The organism is Kineosporia sp. NBRC 101677, from assembly GCF_030269265.1.
Taxonomy (GTDB): Bacteria; Actinomycetota; Actinomycetes; order Actinomycetales; family Kineosporiaceae; genus Kineosporia; species Kineosporia rhizophila.
Map to the genome: position 1 here is coordinate 403,032 of NZ_BSTA01000003.1, position 19,571 is coordinate 422,602.

At 73.1% G+C, this 19,571-nt stretch carries 1 protein-coding gene (only partly in view); it reads right to left on the bottom strand.

Annotated elements, in window-relative coordinates; translation table 11 throughout:
* Positions 1 to 13 precede the first annotated feature (13 nt).
* Positions 14 to 19,571, bottom strand: the 3' end of a protein-coding gene (locus QSK18_RS11115; protein WP_285618497.1) for a type I polyketide synthase. 28,301 nt of this gene lie beyond the right edge of the window; 19,558 of the gene's 47,859 nt are visible here — the last part of the coding sequence; its start codon lies off the right edge, out of view — the gene reads right to left on this strand; it ends in the stop codon at positions 14 to 16.

The window sequence follows — 19,571 nt, forward strand, 5'->3', positions numbered from 1 at the left end:
GGCTCCTTAGCGGTCAGGAATGACCGAGGTCGTCATCGAGAAGGCTGAACAGCTCGTCGTCGGAGGCGGTCACCAGCCGCTCCCGGACCGCGGAGGCCGGTCGGTGCCCGGTCACCTCGGCCAGCAGCGAGCGCAGGCGTTCCTCCACCCGGTCGCGGCCGGCCTGGTCGCCGTTCAGGGTGCGGACCTCGGCGGCCATCCGGTCGACGGCGGCCAGCAGCCCCTCCACCCCGTGCTCCGGGTCACCGGCGGCGTCGGGTGCCAGCTCGCGGGCCAGGAAGGCGGCCAGGGCCTGTGGGGTCGGGTGGTCGAAGACCAGGCCCGCGGGCAGGTCCAGCCCGGTCGCCGCACTGAGCCCGGTGCGCAGCTCGACCGCGGTCAGCGAGTCGAAGCCCAGGTCGCTGAACGCCTTGGCGGCCGCCACCGGCTCGTCCTGCGGCAGCCGCAGCACGGCCGCCACCTGTTCGCGCACCAGTTGCAGCAGCAGCTCCGGGCGCTCGGCCGCGGGCCGGGCCAGCAGCCGTTCCCGCAGGGCCGACGCGGCCGACTCCTGGCTGCGCCGTTCCTGCGCCAGGCCGTCCTGCACCGCCCGTACCGGGGGAAGGTCGGTGAACAGCGGGCTCGGCCGGCCGGCGGTGAAGGCGGGCACGAACCGGTCCCAGGCGATGTCGGCCACTGTCACCGTCACCTCGCGGCGGGCGATCGCCGACCACAGGGCCCGCAGCGCCGGCTCGGCGGCCATCGTGACCACACCGCGCCGGGCCAGGTACTGCTCGGTCTCGCCGTCCGCGGCCATACCGTCACCGGCCCAGGCACCCCAGGCCACCGAGGTCGCGGTCAGCCCCCGGGCCCGGCGCTGTTCGGCCAGGGCGTCCAGAGCGGCGTTGGCCGCCCCGTAGGCCGCCTGCCCGCCGCTGCCCCAGACCCCGGAGATGGACGAGAACATCACGAACGCGTCCAGGTCGCGCTCGCCCAGCAGGTGATCGAGGTTGAGTGCCCCGAGGACCTTGGCCGCGGCCACCTCCTGCGCCTCGGCCGGATCCAGGTCGGCGAGGGCGGTGGAGCGGTTCACGCCGGCGGTGTGCACGACGGCCGAGGGCGGGAACTGCTCCAGCACCGCGCTCAGCGCATCCCGGTCGGTGACGTCACAGGCGACGACGTCCACCCGGGTCCCCGCCGCTGTCAGTTCGGCCTGCAGTTCTTCGGCGCCGGGGGCCTCCAGGCCACGGCGGCTGGTGAGCACCAGGTGCGACGCTCCCTGCCGGGCCAGCTTGCGGGCCACCAGCGATCCGAGCCCGCCGGTGCCGCCGGTGATCAGAACCGTTCCGGTCGGTGCCCATTCGGCCACCGGCCCCGAGGCCGGGGCCTGGACCAGCCGGCGCCCGAAGACCCCGGCCCCCCGCACGGCCAGCTGGTCCTCGTCGCCCCAGCCGGCCAGGACCTGCCGGAAGCGGGCGGCGACGGTGTCGTCCAGGGTGCCGGGCAGGTCGACCAGAGCACCCCAGCGCTGGGGCTGTTCGAGCGCGGCGACCCGGCCGACCGCCCACACCCCGGCCGGCGCCGGGCCGGGCGCCGGCTCCATCCGCCCGATCGAGGCGGCGCCGCGGGTGACGCCGAACATCCGGGCGGTCACCCCGGCATCGGCCAGGGCCTGGATCACACTCATCGTCATCGACACCTCCGCGGCGACACCCGACGGCATCGACTGCGGCGAATGTGACACGGCGGCTCCTAAGGACTCCCCTGGAACCAGGGCCAGGCCGTCGGTCAGCCACAGCACCCCGCCCCAGGGCCGCTCGCCCAAGGCGCGGATGCGCGCGGCCACCTCGTGCCGGTCGGCGCCGGGCACGGCCAGGAGCTCGGACGGGGTGTCCAGTGCCTGGCGCACGCCCTGCACCCACTCGCTGCCGGCGCTGCCTTCCGGAGCCAGGACCAGCCACTGCCCGGTCGGAGCGGCCCCTCCGGCCGGAGCCCGGTCCAGTGCCTTCCAGGTGACCCGGTAACGCCACGAGTTGGCCAGCGAACCCTCCTCACGGCTGCGCCGCCAGCCGGTCAGGGCCGGGAGTACGGCCCCGAGCGCCTCGTCGTCCACGCCCAGGGTGGAGGCCAGGGAGCCCAGGTCGTCGGACTCGATCGCGTTCCAGAAGTCCGCGTCCGCTGCCGCCCCGGCCGGCTTGCGACCACCAACGGACGTCTGCGGCCAGTAGCGCTCTCGCTGGAACGAGTAGGTGGGCAGGGAAATCCGGCGAGCCCCACCCCGCAGGGCAGTCTCGTCGACCGGGACACCGTGCACGAGCAGAGCGGCCAGGGCCCGGCCGGTCTCGGCCCCGTCGTCCTGCCGGGCGCGCAGCATCGGGATGGTGACCGGCGCCGGCTTGACCACCTCGGAGATCATCGCGCTGGTCACCGCATCCGGGCCGAGCTCGACGAAAATCGCAGCCCCGCAGTCACGTACCGCGTCGGCGAAGCGCACCGGCGAGCTGACGTGCCGCACCCAGTACTCGGCGGTGGCCACATCGGCCCCCGACTGCACCGTGGAAACGATCGGGATCGCCGGTGCCCGGAACTCCAGATCCTCCACCACGGCGGCGAACTCGCTCAGCATCGGCGCCATCAGCGGCGAGTGGAACGCGTGCGACACCTTCAGTCGGCGGGTCTTGGCGAAGTGACCGGCCAGCTCCAGCACCACGTCCTCGACACCCGAGAGCACCACTGAAGTCGGGCCGTTCACGGCCGCGATCGTCACCTGACTCTCGAGACCGGCCAGCAGCGGCAGCACTTCGGCTTCCGAGGCCTGAACCGCCACCATCGCGCCCGAGTCCGGCAGAGCGTCCATCAATCTCGCCCGGGCCGCCACCAGCCGGCAGGCGTCCGGCAGCGAGAGCACCCCGGCCACGTGGGCGGCCGCGATCTCCCCGACCGAGTGCCCGACCAGGACGTCGGCCCGCACGCCCCACGACTCCAGCAGCCGGAACTGAGCCACCTGCAGGGCGAACAGGGCCGGCTGGCTGCCCGAGGTGCGCTGCAGCGCGGCCTCGTCGTCCAGCAACTGCAGCAGAGGGACGCCGGTGAGCGGGTCGAGCTCGCGGGCAACGGTTTCCAGGGCCTCGGCGAACACCGGGTACTGCTCCCCCAGCCCGACGCCCATACCCGCCCGCTGGCTGCCCTGACCGGAGAAGCTGAGGGCCAGGCGCTGCCCACCGCGGTCGGTCCCGGTCAGCACGGCCGGGCTCGCCGCGCCCTCGGAGATCGCGGCCAGGCCGGCCAGCACCTCGTCGGTGCTCCCGGCGGTGACCGCCGCGCGGTGCTCGAAGGCCGAGCGGGTGCTCAGCTGCGACCAGGCCAGGTCGGCGACGGTCAGGTCCGGGTGCCGACGCAGGTGCTGGGCCAGACGAGCGGCCTGGGCCTGGAGGGCGGCCTCCGACCGCCCGGACACCAGCACCGGAAGGGGCGAATCCGTCTGCGTCGCGGCTGCCTCGACCGTCTGCGGGCCTTCCTCCAGCAGGACGTGGGCGTTGGTGCCGCTGATCCCGAACGAGGAGACGCCGGCTCGCCGCGGACGGCCCTCGCGTTCCCACGGCACCGCCTCGGTGACCAGCCGCACCGGACCGGCCGTCCAGTCGACGTGGCCGGAGGGCCGGTCCACGTGGAGGGTGCGCGGCAGCACCCCGTGGCGCATGGCCAGGATCATCTTGAACACCCCGGCCATGCCCGCCGCGGCCTGGGTGTGGCCGAAGTTGGACTTGATCGAGCCCAGCCACAGCGGCCGCGGCCGCTGCCGCCCATAGGTGTCCAGCAGGGCCTGCACCTCGATCGGGTCGCCGAGGCGGGTCCCGGTGCCGTGCCCCTCGACCGCGTCCACGTCCTGGGCCTCCCAGCCGGCGTTGGCCAGGGCCTGGCGGATCACCCGCTGCTGCGAGGGTCCGTTGGGGGCGGTCAGCCCGTTGGAGGCTCCGTCCTGGTTCACCGCCGATCCACGTAGCACGGCCAGAATCTCCCGGCCCTCCCGCACCGCGTCCGAAAGCCGCTGCAGCACGAGCACGCCCGCCCCCTCGGACCAGCCGGTGCCGTCGGCGCCGTCGGCGAAGGCCTTGCAGCGCCCGTCCGGGGCCAGACCGCCCTGGGCGTCGAACCCGGCGAAGGAGGCCGGGGTGGACATGATGGTGATGCCACCGGCCAGGGCCAGCGAGCACTCGCCGGAGGTCAGGGCCTGGGCCGCCAGGTGCATGGCGACCAGCGAGGAGGAACAGGCGGTGTCGACGGTGACCGCCGGGCCCTCCAGACCCATCAGGTACGACAGCCGCCCGGACAGCACGCTGGCCGACAGGCCGGTGATGGCGTGCCCGCGCACGGCGTCGTCGTCGGAGTCCATCAGCAGCGCCGAGTAGTCCTGGCCGTTGGTGCCCATGAACACGCCGGTGTCGCTGCCGCGTAGGCGCTGCGGGTCGGCCCCGGAGCGCTCCACGGCCTCCCAGGCGGTCTCCAGGAGCACGCGCTGCTGCGGGTCCATGGCCACGGCCTCGCGCGGGGAGATCCGGAAGAAGCCGGCGTCGAACTCGGTGGCCCCGGTGAGGAAGCCGCCCTGCGGAGAGCGGTCGGCCGGGATCGACCAGCCGCGGTCGGTCGGGAAGGGCGTGACCGCGTCCACACCGTTCTCCAGCAGCTGCCACAGGTCCTCGGGGCTGCTGACCCCGCCGGGGAAGCGGCAGGACATACCCACCACGACGATCGGGTCGTCGGCCACCGCACCGGTCCTGACGGCTGTCCTGGCGCTGACCACCTCGCCGACGTGCCCGAGCAGTTCGCCCAGCAGGTGCCGGGCCAGTGCCTCCGGCGTCGGGTGGTCGAACACCAGCCCGGCCGGCAGGCGCAGGCCGGTGGCCGCGCCGATCCGGTTGCGCAGTTCCAGCGCGGTCAGCGAGTCCAGGCCCAGGGCCCGGAACTCACTGCGCAGGTCGATCGACGACGGCGAGGAGTGCCCGAGAACCGCGGCGGCCTGCTCGCGCACCAGATCACCCATCGCCCGCAGCCGGGCTGCCTGGTCCAGGCCCGCGAGGCGGTCGGCCAGACCGGCCTCCCCCATCGGGCCCGTCGCCGCCGTGCGGCGGGCGCGACGCACCAGGTCACCCAGCAGCGGTGGGATCTCACCGGCGCGGCGTAGGGCGGCCAGGTCCAGCCGGGCCGGCATCAGGGCCGCGCGCTCGGCCGTGGTGGTGGCGTCGAACAGGGCCAGGCCCAGTTCGGTCGGGATCGGGCTGACCCCGGAACGGCTCATCCGGCGCACGTCGGCCTCGGACAACTCGCCCGTCATTCCTGTGCCCTGCGCCCAGAAGCCCCAGGCCAGGGACACCGCAGCCCGGCCGTCGGCTCGGCGCTGGGCGGCCAGCGCGTCGAGGAAGGCGTTGGCCGCGGCGTAGTTGGCCTGCCCGCCGCCGCCCAGCGTGGCCGCAGCGGAGGAGAAGAGCACGAACGCGTCGAGATCGAGGTGCTGGGTCAGGTCGTGCAGGTGCCAGGCCGCGTCGGCCTTGGGCCGCAGCACGGTCTCGAGCCGTTCGGCGTCCAGGGCGTTCAGGACTCCGTCGTCGAGCACGCCGGCCGCGTGCACCACGCCGGTCAGCGGATGCTCGGCCGGGATCTGCTGCAGGAGCGTCTCCAGCTGGGCCCGGTCCGAGACGTCGCAGGCAGCCAAGACGACTTCGGCCCCGGCGGCCGTCAGCTCGTCACGCAACGAGGTTGCGCCGGGGGCGTTCTCACCGCGGCGCCCGGCCAACACCAGGTGCCGGACGCCGTGGGTCGTGACCAGGTGCCGGGCCACCTGCGCGCCCAGGCCACCGGTACCGCCGGTCACCAGGACCGTGCCGGTGGAGTTCCAGGCCGGCGGTCGGCCGACCGTGGCCCGGGTCAGACGCGGCACCAGCACCTGCCCGTCGCGGACGGCCACCTGCGGTTCGGCCACGCTCAGGAGCTGCGCCACCGTCACGCCCGCCGCACTCAGCCGCTGCGCCACGCCCAGCCCGTCAGCAGCCCGGGGGGACTCCAGGTCGGATTCCAGGTCGGATTCCAGGCCGGATTCCAGGTCGAGCAGGACGAACCGGTCCGGGTTCTCGGCCTGCGCGCTGCGCACCAGACCCCAGACCGCGGCGGCCGCAAGGTCGGGCACCGGCTCGCCGTCCAGGGCGCTCACCGCTCCCCTGGTGAGCAGGACCAGGCGGGAGCCGCCCGTCCTCTCATCAGCCAGCCAGGTCTGCAGCGCATGCAGAACCTCCGCGGTCAGACGGTGCACCGACGGCACCACATCGGTGTCCGCCTGGACGACGGGCAGCACCACCAGCGGCGGGACTGACTGCAGGGTGGCCAGTTCCGACAGATGAGCGATCTCGACCAGTTCAGGCTGGGCCGCCGGGTCCGCCGGAACTTCCACGTTCCGCCAGGCCACCTGGAACAGCGCGTCGCCGGTGAGGGCGGCCGGGCCGGAGGGCAGGGCCGCCGGGTCGAGTGCCTGCATGGTCACCGCCTCGACCGAGAGCACCGGCTCATCACCCTGGTCGACGGCCATCACCGACAGCCGATCGGCGCCGACCGGGGCCAGCCGAACCCGCAACGACATTGCCCCGGTCGCGTAGAGGCGTAGCCCGGACCAGGCCACCGGGCGGTCGGTGGAGCCACCCGAGACACCGGCGGCATGCAGCACCGCGTCAAGAAGCACTGGGTGCAGGCCGAACGTTCCGGACCCGACGCTCTCGGGCAGGTGCAGTTCGGCGAACACCTCGTCGGCCCTGCGCCAGGCCGCCCGCAGCGGGCTCGGGTCGGCATTGCCGGAAAGGACGACAGCGGTGCGGTCCTCGTACAGGTCGTCGAGGTCCACCGGAGTCGCACCGGTCGGGGGCCACTCCCGCGCCGAGAAGGTCACCGCAGACCCGGCCGCCACGGCAAGCACACCGCTGGCGTAGCGGGTCCAGACGGCCTCACCGACACTGGGCCGGGCGTAGATCTCGACCGGGCGGCGCCCAGCGGCGTCCGGTGCCTCCACCCGGACCTGCACCGAGAGCGTTTCCCGGGCGCCCAGCACCATCGCTGCGCCGGTGTCGAGGTGCTCGATCCGGTCGCAGCCCACCTGATCGCCGGCCAGGCCGGCCATTTCGACCAGGACCGAGGCCGGCACCAGGATGTCGCCGGCCCCGGTGCTGGTCGTTGTGGCGAAGGTGTTCAGCCAGGGCTGGTTCGCCGCCGCGAGCCGGCCGGTGAGCAGGGTGCTGTCGGCCCCGGCCACCGCGACGGCCGCACCCAGCAGCGGGTGCCCGATCGCCGCCTGCCCCAGACCGCCCACGTCACCGGAGCGGCCACCGCTGGGCCAGTACCGCTGGTGCTGGAAGGCATAAGTGGGCAGGGCGACCCGGCGGCCCGGGAACAACGCAGCCCAGTCCACCGCCACGCCCCGCACCCAGACCTCGGCCAGACTGGTCAGAACTCGCTGCCAGTCCCCCTCGTCCCGCCGCAATGTGCCCGCGGCGACGGCCACCACGTCCGCCTCGTCGACCGTCTCCTGCACGCCCACGGTCAGCACTGGGTGAGAACTGACTTCCACGAACGCCCGGAACCGCTCCCCCAGCAGACGCTCCACCGCGTCCTGGAACCTCACCGGGTTACGCAGGTTCGCAAACCAGTACCCCGCGTCAAGCTCTGTGCCTACCAGCCATTCACCGGTCAGCGTCGAGAGCATCGGCACCGACACCGGCCGCGGTTCCAACCCGGCCAGCACCTCGGCCAACTCGGCCTCGACGTCGTCCACGTGCGGTGAGTGCGAGGCGTAGTCCACTGCGATCATCCGCGCTCGCACGCCTTGCTCGGTGTACGAATCGACCAGCGCCTGAACGGCTGCAGGGTCGCCCGCCAGCACCACGGACCGCGGACCGTTCACCGCCGCAACCGAAACGCCCTCCGACACGGTGATCTCAGCCGCCGGCAAGGCCACCGACGCCATGGCGCCACGACCGGCCAGCGACCCGGCAATGGCCTTCGACCGCAACGCCACCACCCGAGCACCGTCCTGCAGCGAAAGCGCCCCGGCCACGACAGCGGCCGCGATCTCACCCTGCGAATGCCCCACCACCGCATCCGGCTTCACACCGGCCGATTCCCACACCGCGGCCAACGAGACCATGACCGCGAACGAGACTGCCTGGACCACGTCCACCCGGTCCAGGACACCGCCGCTGCGCACCACATCGAGCAGCGACCAGTCCACGAACGGCTCCAACGCCGCCGCACACTCGGCCATCCGCTCAGCGAACACCGGCGACTCATCCAGCAGACGAGCCCCCATACCGACCCACTGCGCCCCCTGGCCCGGGAACACCAACGCCGTGCGGCCGTCCACATCAGCCACCCCGGAAACGGTTCCCGCACCGGAAGGCCGGCCACCAGAATCCTGAACCGACCCCGCCAACTGGACACCTCGCGCGAAAAGCCCGCCCAAGGCGTCCGCAAGCTCGGCCGAATCCGCACCCACCGCAACCGTACGGTGCTGGAACACCGCCCGCGAGGCCGCCAACGAGAAGGCGACATCGACCGGCTCAAGCCCGCTGACAGCGTCCGTGAGCCGTTCGACCTGACCGGCCAGGGCAGCGGCATTCTTGCCCGAAAGTACCCAAGCCGTGGCCGGGGGCGTCCAGTCGGATGTCTGCGGGGCCGGCGACGGGGGAGCCTGCTCCAGCACCACGTGCGCGTTGGTCCCGCTGATGCCGAACGACGAGACGCCCGCCCGGCGGGGCCGTGAACCGGCCGTCCACTCGACCGGTTCGCGCAGCAGTTCCACCGCGCCGGCCGACCAGTCGACGTGACTGGAGGGCTCGTCGACGTGCAGGGTGGCGGGCAGCACGCCGTGGCGCATGGCCTGCACCATCTTGATCACCCCGGCCACACCCGCCGCGGCCTGGGCGTGCCCGATGTTCGACTTGATCGACCCCAGCCACAAAGGCCGTTCGCGGTCCTGTCCATAGGTGGCCAACAGTGCCTGGGCCTCGATCGGGTCCCCGAGAGTCGTCCCGGTGCCGTGTCCTTCGACCGCATCGACGTCGGTCGGCTGCAGACCGGCCGATTCCAGGGCCGCCCGGATCACCCGCTGCTGCGAAGGCCCGTTCGGAGCGGTCAGCCCGTTCGACGCGCCGTCCTGGTTCACCGCCGAACCCCGGACGACTGCCAGTACCTCGTGACCGTTGCGGCGAGCGTCCGAAAGCCTTTCCAGCACCAGCATGCCCACGCCCTCGGACCAGCCCGCACCGTCGGCCGCATCCGCGTAGGACTTGCACCGACCGTCGGCCGAAAGCCCGCGCTGCCGCGAGAATCCGGTGAAGACACTGGGCATCGACATCACCGTGACGCCACCGGCCAGGGCGAGCGAGCACTCCCCGGCGCGCAGGGCCTGCGCCCCCAGGTGCAGCGCCACCAGTGAAGAGGAGCAGGCGGTGTCCACGGTGACCGCCGGGCCTTCCAGGCCGAAGGTGTAGGAGATCCGGCCGGAGGCGACGGCGGGTGAACTGCCGGTTCCCTGCTGCCCTTCCAGCTCGGGCTGACCAGCCAGCAGGTAGGCGTAGTCGCTGTACATCACGCCGGTGAACACGCCGGTGCGGCTGCCCTGCAGCGTGGTCGGGTCCATCCCGGCGCCCTCCATCGCCTCCCAGGAGGTCTCCAGCAGCAGACGCTGCTGGGCGTCGGTGGCGGTGGCCTCGCGCGGCGACATCCCGAAGAAGGCCGGGTCGAAGTCGGCCGCCTCGGCCAGGAATCCGCCGTGCCGGGTGTAGGAGGTGCCCGGGTGGTCCGGGTCCGGGTGGTACAGCGCGTCGACGTTCCAGCCGCGGTCGTCCGGGAACGGGGTGATCGCGTCGGTGCCGTCGGCGACCAGGCGCCACAGGTCGTCCGGGGAGGCCACGCCGCCGGGGTAGCGGCAGGCCATGCCGACGATCACGATCGGGTCGTCGGTGGCCCGCACGACCGGGGCCGCGACCGTGGTGGCGCGCGCGGTGGAGGGCGCGGTGCCGGCCAGTTCATCCAGCAGGTGCCCGGCCAGCACCTGCGGGGTGGGGTAGTCGAAGATCATGGTCGCGGGCAGGCGCAGCCCGGTCTCGGCACCCAGCCGATTGCGCAGTTCCACGGCGGTGAGCGATTCGAAGCCCAGTTCCTGGAAGGTGCTGGTGGCCCGGACCTGCCCGGTGTCGGGGTGTCCGAGCACGGCCGCGGCCTGGGTCCGCACCAGTTCGAGCAGACGGGGCAGGCGCTCGGCCGGGGGCAGGGCCAGGAGGGTGTCGCTCAGGCCGGAGGCCGTGGCGCCGGAGGCGGTGCGGCGGGCCGGCCTGTGGCCGGGCACCAGGCCCCGCAGGATGGGCATCTGCGCGGCCCAGCCCAGGGCGCTCAGGTCGATGTGCAGCGGCGCCACCACCGGGGCCGAGGCGCTGAAGGAGGCGTCGAACAGCGCCAGTCCGGCACCGGTTTCGAGCGCCGGCAGACCCGTCCGGGCCAAGCGGTCGAAGTCCGCGGTGCTGGTCAGGGCCGTGCGCTGGGCCCAAGCGGCCCACGTCAAGGAGCGACCGGGCAGCCCGGCGGCGTTGCGGTGCTCGGCGAGCGCGTCGAGGAAGGCGTTGGCGGCCGCGTAGTTGCCCTGCCCCGGCGCCCCGGCCTGTCCGGCGAAGGACGAGTAGAGCACGAACGCCTTCAGATCCAGCTCGCGGGTCAGCTCGTGCAGGTGCCAGGCGGCGTCGGCCTTCGGGGCCAGGGTGGTGGCCAGGCGCTGCGGGTCGAGGGAGGTGAGCAGGCCGTCGTCCAGCGCGCCCGCGGTGTGGATGAGCGCGGTCAGCGGGTGGGCGGGATCGATGCCGGCCAAGAGATCCTGCACGGCTTCCCGGTCCGAGACGTCGCAGGCGGCCACCTGTACCTCGGCACCGCTTCGACGCAGATCCGCGAACAGGTCATCGGCCTCCGGTGCGTCCGGCCCGCGACGGCTGGCCAGGAGCAGGTGGCGAACGCCGTGCGCGGTCACCAGGTGCTGGGCCAGGAGGGCGCCCAGACCGCTGGTGCCGCCGGTGATCAGGACCGTGCCGTCGGGGTCCCAGTCCGCCGGGTGCAGGTCGTGACCGGCCTGGTCGGTGACCAGCCGGGACAGGCCCGGGATCAGGGCAGCTCCGGAGCGCACGGCAACCTGCGGTTCCTCGCTGGCCAGGACGGCCGTCACGAGGCCCACCAGACCGAGGCCATCGGTTTCCAGGCCGCCCGCTTCCAGGTCGAGCAGCACGATCCGGCCCGGCTCCTCGCTCTGGGCCGAGCGCAGCAGCCCCCAGGCCGAGGCGGTAGCCAGGTCCGGCGCCGGGTCACTCGCCATCGACCGAACCGCACCGGTGCTGACCACAACCAGCTTCGCGTCCGCGTCCCGTGGCGCGGCAATCCACTCCTGAACCGCTCCGAGCACGGACGCGGTGGTCGCCTGAACTGCTTCGGTCACCGGAAGGTGGGCGTGGGCATCCAGGATCAGCACGGTGACGTCCGCGACGGCGTCCCGTCCGGGCAGGCCCGGGCCGGACTCCCTCAGGTGGTCGGCCAGCGCCCCCTCACCGATGACGGCCCAGGAACCGGCGGCCGGCGTCGGCTGGGGCAGGCGAAGCATCTTCCACTGCAGCCCGAACAGCGCCGGTCCGGTGACGTCGGCCGGCCTCGTCAACTCCTCGGCCGCCACCGGGCGCACGGCCAGCGAGCGGATCGTGGCCACCGGCACTCCGGCCGCGTCGGCCAGGGCCAGCGTGATCCGGTCCGGCCCCTCGGTGCGCAGCCTCACCCGCAGCAGGTCGGCGGAAGCCGCATGCAGGGTGACGCCCTGCCAGGAGAACGGCAGCCGGGCCGGACCGGCCTCCACTGAACCGGTGAGCGCAGCGGCGTGCAGAGCGGCGTCGAGCAGCGCCGGGTGCAGGCCGAACTCCGAGGCCTGGTCGCTGAGCCCGTCCGGCAGCCGCACGTCGGCGTAGACCTCGCCGTCACCTCGCCAGGCCGCGCGCAGGCCCTGGAAGGCCGGCCCGTACTCCAGGCCCAGCGCTTCGGAGTTCGCGTACAGCCCGGACACGTCGACCGGCTCAGCTCCCGCCGGAGGCCAGGTCGTGGCGTCGAACTGGTCTGTTTCCGTCGGAGCTTCGGCCAGGACACCGGTGGCGTGCCGCACCCAGTCGCCTGCCGTCTCCGGCCGGGAGTCGATGCTGATGCTGCGGTTACCCAGTGCGTCCGCCGCGCCGACGGTCACCTGCACGCGCAGCGCGGCGGTCTCCGGCAGCACCATCGGAGCCTGCAGGGTCAGCTCTTCCACCTGACGGCAGCCGACCTCGTCGCCGGCCCGGACGGCCAGTTCCAGCAAGGCCGCGCCGGGTACCACCCGAGCACCCAGAACGGTGTGATCGGCCAGCCAGGGCTGCCGCGCCAGGGAGAGCCGGCCTGTGAACAGAAGCCCCTGACCGTCGGCCAGTTCCACCACGGCGCCGAGCATCGGGTGGTCGGCTGCGACCAGCCCAGCGGCGGAAACGTCGCCCAGGGCGTCGGTGGCCGGCTCAGGCCAGTAGGTCTGGTGCTGGAAGGCATACGTGGGCAGCGGCACCCGTCGGCCCGGGAAGAGCGCGGCCCAGTCCACGGCGACCCCGCGCACCCAGACCTCGGCCAGGCTGGTCAGCACCCGCCGCCAGTCGCCCTCGTCCCGCCGCAACGTCCCGGCCGCGACGGCCACCACGTCTGCCTCGTCGATCGTCTCCTGCACGCCCACGGTCAGCACCGGGTGCGAGCTGACCTCCACGAACGCCCGGAACCGCTCCCCCAGCAACCGCTCCACCGCTGCGAAGAAACCAACCGGGTTCCGCAGATTCGCGAACCAGTACTGCGCGTCCAGCTCCGGGCCTTCGAGCCACTCACCCGTCAGGGTCGACAGCATCGGCACCGACACCGACCGCGGCTCCAACCCCGCCAGCGCCTCCGCCAGCTCGGCCTCCAGCGCGTCCACGTGCGCCGAGTGCGAGGCATAGTCCACTGCGATCATCCGGGCTCGCACACCCTGCTCTGCGTACGAGTCGACCAGCGCCTGAACAGCCTGAGGGTCGCCGGCCAGCACCACCGACCGCGGCCCGTTCACCGCTGCGACCGAAACACCGCCAGGAACAACAACCTCAGCCACCGGCAGCGCCACCGAAGCCATCGCACCGCGCCCGGCCAACGACCCAGCGATGGCCTGCGAGCGCAGCGCCACCACCCGAGCACCGTCCGGCAAGGTCAGCGCTCCGGCCACGACCGCAGCCGCGATCTCACCCTGCGAATGACCGATCACTGCATCGGGACGAACGCCCGCCGACTGCCACACCGCCGCCAGCGACACCATCACCGCGAACGAGACCGGCTGAACCACATCAACCTGGTCCAGATCAGCACCGCTGCGCACCACATCGAGCAGAGACCACTCCACGAACGGCTCCAACGCCGCCGCACACTCAGCCATCCGGGCCGCGAAGACCGGCGACTCATCCAGCAGACGAGCACCCATACCGATCCACTGCGCCCCCTGGCCCGGGAACACGAAGGCCGTGCGGCCGTCCACATCCGCCACGCCGGAAACGGTTCCGGAGCCGGACGGCCGGCCACCGAACTGGACACTGCGGCCGGAAAGCCCGCCCAGAGCGTCCACAAGCTCCACCGAACCCGCACCGACCGCAACCGCACGATGCTCGAAAACGGCTCGTGAAGCAGCCAGAGAGAACGCCACATCCACCGGCTCAACCTCACCGGCGACCTCCGCCAGCCGCTCGGCCTGTTCGGCCAGCGCGGAACCGCTCTTGGCCGAGACCGTCCAAGCGATGGCCGGCGATTCCGCCCGCTGGACAACCGGAACCGAGACCTCGGGCGCGGCTTCCAGCACCACGTGAGCGTTGGTTCCGCTGATCCCGAACGACGAGACCCCGGCCCGGTGCGGACGTTCCACCGCCGGCCAGTCGACGCTCTCCCGCAGCAGTTCCACCGCTCCGGCCGACCAGTCCACGTGCGCCGACGGCTCGTCCAGATGCAGCGTGCGGGGCAGCACGCCGTGCCGCATCGCCTGGACCATCTTGATCACCCCGGCCACACCGGCGGCCGCCTGGGTGTGCCCAATATTCGACTTGATCGAGCCCAGCCAGATCGGGCGCTCCCGGTCCTGCCCGTAAGTGGCCATCACCGCCTGGGCCTCGATCGGATCACCCAGAACCGTTCCGGTGCCGTGCCCTTCCACCGCGTCGACGTCGGCCGCGCTGACTCCGGCGTTGGCCAGGGCCTGGCGGATCACCCGTTGCTGGGAAGGTCCATTCGGGGCGGTGAGCCCGTTGGAGGCGCCGTCCTGGTTGACCGCCGAGCCCTTCACCACGGCCAGGATCTCGTGACCGTTGCGCCGGGCGTCCGAGAGCCGCTCCAGCACCAGCATGCCCACGCCCTCGGACCAGCCCGCACCGTCGGCAGCGGCGGAGTACGACTTGCACCGCCCGTCCGGCGCGTTCCCGCCCTGCCCGGTGAAGTCCACGAACGGGCCGGGGGTGGCCATCACCGTCACACCGCCGGCCAGAGCCAGGTTGCACTCACCCGAACGCAGGGCCTGGGCGGCCAGGTGCAGAGCCACCAACGACGAGGAGCAGGCGGTGTCCACCGTGACCGCCGGGCCCTCCAGACCGAAGGTGTACGAAACCCGGCCGGTCATCACACTTCCGGCCGTTCCGGTGCCCAGGAAGCCCAGCACGTCGTCCGGGAACGTCGCGTCCATGCCGTAGTCGTGGTACATCACGCCGGCGAACACCCCGGTGCGGCTGCCGCGAAGGCTCCCCGGGTCGATCCCGGCCGCCTCGAACGCCTCCCACGAGGTCTCCAGCAGCAGGCGCTGCTGCGGGTCCATGGCCAGCGCCTCACGCGGTGAGACGGCGAAGAACCCGGCGTCGAAATCTCCGGCCTGGTGGAGGAACCCACCGCTGCGGATGAGCCTCGGCGAGCCGGGCGCCGCGTCCGCCCCGCTGCCGGAGGGCTCCGGCCAGCCCCGGTTCACCGGGAAGCCGGAGATCGCGTCCACGTCCTGCGCCACCAGGTTCCACAGGCCCTCGGGCGAGGTCACGCCGCCCGGGTAGCGGCAGCTCATCCCGACGATGACGATCGGGTCGGTAGCCGTGGCACCGGCCGCCGCATCGGTCGAAGCGGTCAGATCACCGTGCTCGCCGAGGATCTCGGCCAGCAGATGGTCGGCCAGCACGGCCGGGGTCGGGTAGTCGAACACCAGGGTGGCCGGTAGCCGCAGGCCAGTGATCTCGCCCAGCCGGTTGCGCAGTTCGACGGCGGTGAGCGAGTCGAAGCCCAGCTCCCGGAACTCGCGCCGCAGGTCGACGGTTTCCGTGGTGGCGTGCCCGAGCACCAGGCAGACACCGGTGCGGACCAGGTCGATCAGCACCTCGCGGCGGGCCTCGGCCTCCAGCGGGGCCAGTTGCTGCAACAGACCGGACGCGGTCTGTTCGCCCCCGCTGACCAGGCGGCGGGCAGGCCGGACGAGTCCGCGCAGCAACGGCGGGATCTCGCCTGCGGCCCGCACTGCGGCCCGGTCCAGGCGGACCGGTATCAGCATCGAGCGGTCGTCGGTGGCCGTGGCTGCGTCGAACAGCGCCAGGCCCAGTTCAGCGGTCAGCGCGGGCATTCCGGCGCGGCTCATCCGGCGCAGGTCGCTCTCCTCGAGCGTGCCGGTCATGCCGGCGTCCTGGGCCCACCCACCCCAGGCCAGGGACAGCGCGACCTTTCCTTCGGCCCGGCGCTGAGCGGCGAGGGCGTCGAGGAAGGCGTTCGCGGCAGCGTAGTTGGCCTGACCCGGCGCCCCGATCACGCCGGCCAGCGACGAGAAGAGGACGAAGGCTTCCAGGTCGTGATCGCTGGTTAGGTCGTGCAGGTTCCAGGCGCCTTCGGCCTTGGGCCGCAGCACGGTGTCCAGACGCTCGGGGGTCAGCGCCCCCACCACGCCGTCGTCCAGCAGGCCGGCGGTGTGAATCACTGCGCACAGGGGGTTCTGCGCCGGGATCGCGTCGAGCAGCTCCTGCACCGAGGCCCGGTCGGAGACGTCGCCGGCGGCCACCGTGACCTGGGCACCGAGAGCGCTCAGCTCCTGGGCCAGGTCGGCCGCTCCCGGCGCCTCGATCCCGCGTCGGCTGGCCAGGACCAGGTGGCGTACGTTCCGGTTCGTCACCAGGTGCCGGGCCAGCAGGGCCCCCAGTCCGCCGGTACCGCCGGTGATCAGCACCGTCCCGTCCGGATTCCACTCCCGCGGTCCGGTCCCGGCAGCGGGCACCGCACTCAGGCGGGGCAGGTGTACGACGTCTTGGCGCACGGCGACCTGCGGTTCGGCGGCCGCCAGGGCGGCCTGCAGCGCCGGTCCGGTGATCTGCCCGTCGTGGTCCACCAGCACGAACCGGCCGGGGTTCTCGGCCTGGGCGCTGCGGACCAGTCCGGCCGCCGCGGCCACGGCGGGATCGGCCGATTCCTCGGTCAGGAACACCAGTCGCGAGTCGGCGAAGCGGTCGTCGGAGAGCCAGTTCTGCACGACCGCGAGTACCTGTGCGGTGATGGCCCGGGTACGGGCGATGGGGTCGGGCAGGTCGTCGGGCGCGGCGATGCGGTAGGTGACAACGGGCGGGGTCGAGTCGCCGAGATCGGTCCAGTCCACCGAATCATGGACGTCGGCCAGCCCGGGCTGTGCGGGCGCCGGTTCGGCGGGAGTCCAGTCCAGAGCGAACAGCGCGTCCCTCAGTGCCGCGTTCGGGGCGGTGGCGGCGCCTTGGGGAACCGGTCGCAGGACCAGTGAGCCGACCGACAGCACCGGCGTGCCGGAAAGGTCGGCGACGTCCAGGGATACGGCCTCGGACCCGGTGCGGGTCACCCGGACCCGCAGTTCGGTGGCGCCCTGGGCGTGCAGGGACACGTCGGACCAGGAGAAGGGCAGGCGTCCGCCGTCGGCCAGACCGGCGAAGGGCAGGACGTGGAACGCGGCGTCCAGCAGGGCCGGGTGCAGGCCGAAGTGCGCGGCGTCGGCGGTGGCCGACTCGGGCAGGCTGACCTCGGCGAACACCTCACCGTCCCGCTGCCAGGCCGCCTGCAGCCCCTGGAAGGTCCGGCCGTAGGCGAACCCGCCCTCGGCGAGCTGCTCGTACAGGTCGTCCACGGCCAGCGGTTCCGCGCCGGCCGGGGGCCAGAGCACAGCCTCGAAGGGCTGGCCGGGCCGAGCACCGCCGCGGCCGGTGGCGAGCAGACCGGTGGCGTGCTGACGCCAGGGCTCGTCCTCGGCCTCGGCCGGGCGGGTGTGGATCTGCAGGTCACGGCGGCCGGCGTGGTCCGGCCCAGAGACCGAGACCTGCACGGCCACGGCCTCTGCGTCGGTCAGGACCAGCGGCCCGGCCAGGGTGAGTTCCTCCACCCGGTCGCAGCCGACCTGGTCGCCGGCGCGGACCGCCAGTTCCAGGAAGCCGGTGCCGGGGAACAGGACGTTCCCGCCGACGGCATGGTCGGCCAGCCACGCGTGGGTGCGCAGCGAGAGGCGTCCGGTCAGCAGGACACTGTCGGAACCGGCCACCGGCACGGCAGCGCCGAGCATCGGGTGGCGGGCCGCCACCAGGCCCAGGCCCCGGGCGTCGGTCGTCCTGTGCCCGCGCGGCCAGAAGCGCTGGTGCTGGAACCGGTAGGTGGGCAGATCCAGGCGGCGGGTGCCGAGACCCTGCAGGTAGGCGGCCCAGTCCACGACCAGCCCGTCGGTGTGCAGCTGGGTCAGGGCCTCCAGCACGGTGTCCGGCTCGGCCCGGTCGGTGCGCAGCAGCGCACTGGCGGCGGCCTGCGGGCGGCTTTCCAGCACCATGGCGGTGGCCACGGCCTCCGGCCCGAGCTCCAGGAAGCTGCCTGCTTCGGCGGCCTGGACGGCGTCGGCGAAGCGGACCGGCGCGCTCACGTGACGCACCCAGTACGACGCCGAGGCCAGGTCGGCGCCCGGCTCGACGGTGGAGGCGATCGTGATGGCCGGCGGGCGGAACCGCAGCCCTTGCACCACGCCCGCGAACTCGCTGAGCATCGGGGCCATCAGCGGCGAGTGGAACGCGTGCGAGACGTTCAGCCGGCGGGTCTTGGCGAACTCGCCGGCCACGCGCAGCACGGCCTCTTCGGTGCCGGACAGGACCACGGAGGCCGGCCCGTTCACCGCCGCGATCGACACCTCGTCCTCAAGACCGGCCAGGTGCGGCAGCACCTCGTCCTCGGACGCCGCGACCGCCACCATCACCCCACCCGAAGGCAACGCTTGCATCAGCCGAGCCCGCGCACCCACCAGAGCACACGCGTCCTCAAGCGAGAGAACCCCGGCCACGTGCGCAGCCGCGATCTCCCCCACCGAGTGGCCGACCAGGACGTCCGGGCGCACGCCCCACGACTCCAGCAGCCGGAACTGCGCCACCTGCAACGCGAACAGGGCCGGCTGGGCGTCACCGGTACGGCTCAGGTCACCCGCGACCAGGTCGTCCAGCGGCAGGCCCAGGGCAGCCGCGACCTCGTCCCAGGCCCGGGCGAAGGCCGGGAACCGTTCGTGCAGGCCCCGTCCCATGCCACTGCGCTGAGCGCCCTGGCCGGAGAAGACGAAGGCCAGCCGGCCATCGGTCTCGCGACCGCTCAGCACGCCCGGGGCCGGACGGTCCTCGGCCAGTGCGGTGAGCCCGGTGACGGCCGACTGCAGGTCATCGGCCAGGACCGCGGCCCGGTACTCGAAGGCGGCGCGGGTGGTCAGCGTCGAGCCCGCCAGATCGGTCAGGGTGGCGCCGACGGGCAGACCGGTGGCCACGAACCGGGCCAGCTGCTCGGCCTGGGCCCGCAACGCCTGCGGCGAGCGACCCGAGACCGTCACCGGCAGAACCAGTTCAGGCTGCGGCGAGTCCGGTACCGCCTCCGGTGCGACCTCTTCGAGGATCACGTGCGCGTTGGTGCCGCTGATCCCGAACGAGGACACGCCGGCCCGGCGCAGGTGACCGTTGCTCGGCCATTCCCGGGTCTCGGTGAGCAGTTCGACGTCCCCGGCGCTCCAGTCCACGTGGCTGGAGGGCGCGTCCAGGTGCAGCGTACGGGGCAGCACCCCGTGGCGCATGGCCTGCACCATCTTGATCACCCCGGCCACCCCGGCGGCGGCCTGGCTGTGCCCGATGTTCGACTTGACCGAGCCCAGCCACAAAGGCCGTTCGCGGTCCTGCCCGTAGGTCGCCAGCAGCGCCTGGGCCTCGATCGGGTCACCCAGCGTGGTGCCGGTGCCGTGGCCCTCGATCGCATCCACCTGGCTCGGCAGCAGCCCGGCCGAGGCCAGAGCCTGCCGGATCACCCGCTGCTGGGACGGGCCGTTGGGCGCGGTCAGGCCGTTGGAGGCGCCGTCCTGGTTCACCGCTGAACCGCGCAGCCGCGCCAGCACCGGGTGGCCGAGCCGACGAGCGTCCGAAAGCCGTTCCAGCAGAACCAGACCGACACCCTCGGACCAGCTCGTGCCGTCG